This is a genomic window from Phytoactinopolyspora endophytica (genome assembly GCF_004138495.1).
GTDB lineage: Bacteria > Actinomycetota > Actinomycetes > Jiangellales > Jiangellaceae > Phytoactinopolyspora > Phytoactinopolyspora endophytica.
On the sequence record NZ_ML142872.1, the window covers coordinates 57,977 to 62,403 of the forward strand.

Genomic DNA, 4,427 nt, shown 5'->3' on the forward strand with positions numbered 1-4,427 from the left:
TCAGCCTGGTGGAGGAGATCGCCGAGGCCGGCCGGGGGACTGCGGCGCGACTGTACGGCGCGCACGGCTGGGCCGCACACCACAACTCCGACGCGTGGGCCTACACATCGCCGGTCGGGATGGGCAAGGGAGATCCCGCCTGGGCGAACTGGCCCATGGCGGGTCCATGGCTGTGCCGCGCGCTGTGGGATGCCTATCAGTTCAGCGGGGACCGGGCTCTGCTGGGCCGGATCTGGCCGCTGCTCCGCGGCGCCGCCGAGTTCCTGGTCGACTGGCTCGTCGAACGCCCGGATGGCTCGCTCGGCACGTCCCCCTCGGTATCTCCGGAGAACCACTTCGTGGCGCCCGACGGAGAACCCCGGGCGGCCGCAAGCTCCTCGGCGATGGATCTGGCCCTCGCCCGGGATCTGTTCACCATTGTCATTTCCGCGGCGGACCTCCTGGGTGAGGACGGCCCGCTGGTGCGCACCGTACGGCGGCTGCAGGAACGGCTGCCGTCGCCGGTGATCGGCTCCCGTGGTGAGATCCTCGAATGGGAGGTTGAGCGCGTAGAGCACGAGCCCTCGCACCGGCATATCTCCCACCTGTACCCCGCGTACCCGGGGACCGAGACACTCACGGATGCCGAGATGGCCGCAGTCGGGCGCTCCCTGGATCTGCGGGGTCCGGACTCGACCGGCTGGTCCCTGGCGTGGAAACTCGCCCTGCGCGCCCGGCTCAGGCAGCCGGAGCGGGTCTCCGAGCTGATTTCGTTGGCATTCCGCCCGGTGCCGGCCGACCGCGATGAATCGCACACGTCGTTCTCCGGTGGCCTCTACCCCAATCTGTTCTCTGCGCACCCGCCGTTCCAGATCGACGGCAACTTCGGTTTCACAGCCGCGCTGGCCGAATGCCTGCTCCAGAGCCACAGCGGGCCGGTCGTCCTGTTGCCCGCACTTCCCAGCGAACTGCCATCCGGGCGGGTACGTGGTCTGTTGACGCGGCATGCCGTGCGAGTCGACATGGAATGGTCCGACGGCCGGCTCAACCGTGCCGTCCTGTGCGCCCCGGCCGATCTCGTGGTGGAGGTCGTCTACGACGATGATCGCATTCGGCTGGCTTTGCCGGCCGACGTTGCCGTGGAGTACAAGCCGGGGTAGCGTGGACGGGTCGGTTGGGCCGGCGGTCAGCTGGCGGTGGACAGCCGTAGGGCGGTCCACGACGCCTTCGGCAGGACCGCGGACAGCCGGCCGTTGTCCAGCCGCACCGAGGCGTTCGGCTGCGGCACGACGCGGTCCGGGTTGCTCTCGGTGTTGGTGGCGTAGAGATCGTCCCCGTGGATGCCCACTGCTTCGACGACCGTCCGCGGGCCGATGGCGCGGGCGTCGAGCTCGACTGCGACCTCGTCGTCGGTGGATCGGTTGACCAGGAAGACCGACACGTCGCCCGCGTCGTCGTCGTACGTGGCCACCGCGTCGACGAGATCCACCTCCCCATGCCGCGAGGTCTGCGTCGAGGGCGACGCGATCTCGACCTGCAGGACGTCGCCGGTGGCGAGGCGCGAGGTGATGGCGAACGGGTGGAACGTGGTCTGCCGCCAGGCGCTCCCGCCGGGCTCGCTGCGGATGGGCGCGATCACGTTGGCCAGCTGAGCCTGGCAAGCGACGGCCACACGGTCGCTGTTGCGTAGCAGAGAGACAAGCAGGTTACCGACGACGACGGCGTCCGCGACGTTGTACTCGTCCTCCAGCAGGCGCGGCGCCACCGGCCAGTCCTGCGGGTTGCCGGTCTCGTGGTACTTGCTCTGGTACCACACGTTCCATTCGTCGAACGAGACGCCGATCCGCTTGCGGCTCTTCTTGCGGGCGGCGATGTGGTCAGCGGTGGCCACGACCGAGCCGATGAAGTGGTCCATGTCGACCGCGGAGGCGAGGAACGAGGCCATGTCGCCGTCGTGCTCCTGGTAGTACGCGTGGCAGGAGATGTAGTCGACGTGGTCGAACGCCTCGTCGAGCACCTCGGCCTCCCAGGTGCCGAACGTGGGCATGCTGGAGCTCGAGCTGCCACAGGCGACCAGCTCCAGGTTCTTGTCGATCATGCGCATAGCGCGCGCCGTCTCCGCGGCCAGCCGCCCGTATTCGCGTGCCGTCTTGTGCCCGATCTGCCACGGGCCGTCGAGTTCGTTGCCGAGACACCACAGCGCGATGTCGTGGGCGTCGGGCGCTCCGTGCTGCCGGCGCAACTCGGACAGGCGAGTGCCGGACGGGTGGTTCGCGTACTCCAGGACGTCCAGCGCTTCGTGTACACCGCGGGTGCCGAGGTTCACTGCCATCATCGGTTCGACGCCGGCCTTGCGAGCCCAGCGAGCGAACTCGTTCAGCCCGAACTCGTTCGTCTCAGTGCTGTGCCACGCCAGATCGAGTCTGCGGGGGCGTTCGGAGACCGGCCCGACGCCGTCTTCCCAGCGGTATCCGGAGACGAAGTTGCCACCCGGGTAGCGGACGACGGATACGCCCATCTCCCGGGTCAGATCGAGCACGTCCTTGCGGAGCCCGTCCTCGTCGGCGGCGGGGTGGCCGGGCTCGAAGATCCCGGTGTACACGCAACGTCCGAGATGCTCGACGAACGAACCGAAGGTCCTGCGATTGACCGGAGCCACCCGGAAGGCTGGATCAATGGTCACAGTCGCGTTGAGCATTGAGGACTCCTGGCTTCTACATCGATAGAATGTGAGCGTTAACAGAATCGTACCGTGCCGCCGGCCATTGAGAAAGAGCGCGACCAGGAGCCGCTCACACGAGGGAATCTCGCCGGCCCGTTCGGACGTGAGAGGGGCGGACCTTCGACAAGGCCCGCCCCTGGATTCACATTGCCCAGTCTCACCTGCTCAACAGAGTGAACCGGCGGACGGCAAGTGGAGCGAAGACCACCAGGAGGGCCAGCGGCCATACGACTGCCATGAGCACCGCGTTGTCCGCCGCCCAGGAGCCTTGCGACCAGCTTGGATTGTCGAACAGTTCACGGACGGCGCCGGCTGTGGCGGACATCGGGTTCCACTCGGCGATGGCGCCCATCCAGCCTGGCATGGTGTCCGGCGAGGTGAACGCATTGGAGAGGAACGCGATCGGCCAGACCAGGATCTGTACCGCCTGCACCATCTCCGGCTTTCCGGCGACCATGCCGAGATAGATGCCGATCCACAACATGGCGAAGCGGAGCAGGAGGAGTAGTCCGACCGCGCCGAACGCCGCGCCCAAAGAGCCGTGCCAGCGCCATCCGATGGCCAGCCCGGCGCCGATCATGATGAGCAGGCTGACGGCCGAGTTGAGCATATCCAGCAGGCTGCGTCCGACCAGGACGGAGGACGGCGCGATCGGCATGGAACGGAACCGATCCAGGACGCCCTTGTTGATGTCCTGTGTGAGCGTCACCATCGTCTCCTCCAGGCCGAAGGCCATGGTCAGCGCCAACATGCCAGGGACGAGGAACTCCGTGTAGTCGCCACCGCCTTCGACCGCCATGCCGCCGCCGATGAAGTAGGCGAACATGACCAGCATCATCACCGGGAACAGCAGGCCAACGACGAACTGCCCAGGGGTGCGCGCCCAATGTGCGAGCCCGCGGCGGATCATGGTGGCGGAGTCGATGAGCAGCCTCTTCACGCGCTCGGAGGCCGAGGCCGGGGCTGAGCGGCTCGCGGCGTCCCGCACCTCTCGGGGTCTGGCCAGATCCGTGCTCATTGATGCACCATCCCTTCAGAGGTGGTGGCGGGAGGCTGGTCTTCCGTCAGATGGAGAAAGACCTCGTCGAGCGTGGGCCTACGCAGCGCGATGTCTTCGATGTCGATCCCGGCCTCATCGAATGCCCGCATCGAGCCCGACAGCGCGGACATCCGGTCGGACACGGCTGCGCTCACCAGGCGACGGTCCCCATCGGTGACGACGTCGTCGGTGCGGATCGCTTCCCGGACCACCGTGGCTGCCCGGGCCAGCAGCGTGGCGTCGCGCACCACCACGTCGATCCGATCCGCACCGAGGCTGCGTTTGAGCTCCTGCGCCGTACCGTCAGCGACGATCCTCCCGTCGTTCACCACACTGATGCGATCGGCCAGTTGGTCCGCCTCCTCGAGGTACTGCGTCGTCAACAGGATGGTCGTACCGACTCCGGCGAGCGATCGCACGGCGTTCCAGACCTCGGTTCGGCCGCGCGGATCGAGGCCGGTGGTCGGTTCGTCCAGGAAGAGCACCTCGGGCGCCGTGATGAGGCTGGCGGCGAGGTCGAGCCTTCGGCGCATCCCGCCGCTGTACTGTTTGACCGGTTTCGCGCCGGTGTCGGCCAGGGCGAATCGCTCCAGCAGCTCGGCGGCTCGCTGCTTCGCTCCGTTGCCGCCGAGGTGATACAGGCGGCCGAACAATTCCAGGTTCTGCCGTCCGCTCAGGTCCTCGTCG

4 protein-coding genes are annotated in these 4,427 nt (G+C 67.5%); 1 reads left to right on the forward strand and 3 read right to left on the reverse strand.

What is annotated here, in order from left to right; genetic code table 11:
- Positions 1 to 1,139: glycosyl hydrolase family 95 catalytic domain-containing protein (locus ELR45_RS30880; RefSeq protein WP_205857605.1), on the forward strand; the 1,139-nt coding region annotated here is incomplete at its 5' end.
- A gap of 26 nt (positions 1,140 to 1,165) precedes the next feature.
- On the opposite strand, the gene arfA is transcribed toward ELR45_RS30880, so the two are convergent.
- The 3 genes from arfA to ELR45_RS30895 all read right to left on the reverse strand — a co-directional run.
- Positions 1,166 to 2,677, reverse strand: coding sequence for an arabinosylfuranosidase ArfA (gene arfA / locus ELR45_RS30885; protein ID WP_129669714.1), 1,512 nt, complete (start codon positions 2,675 to 2,677; stop codon positions 1,166 to 1,168).
- 181 nt (positions 2,678 to 2,858) lie between these two features.
- Positions 2,859 to 3,719 (reverse strand): ABC transporter permease, encoded by an 861-nt coding sequence (locus ELR45_RS30890; protein WP_129669715.1) that lies wholly within the window; start codon positions 3,717 to 3,719, stop codon positions 2,859 to 2,861.
- Positions 3,716 to 4,427: ATP-binding cassette domain-containing protein (locus ELR45_RS30895; RefSeq protein ID WP_240760273.1), on the reverse strand; the 712-nt coding region annotated here is incomplete at its 5' end. The genes ELR45_RS30890 and ELR45_RS30895, both read right to left, overlap by 4 nt.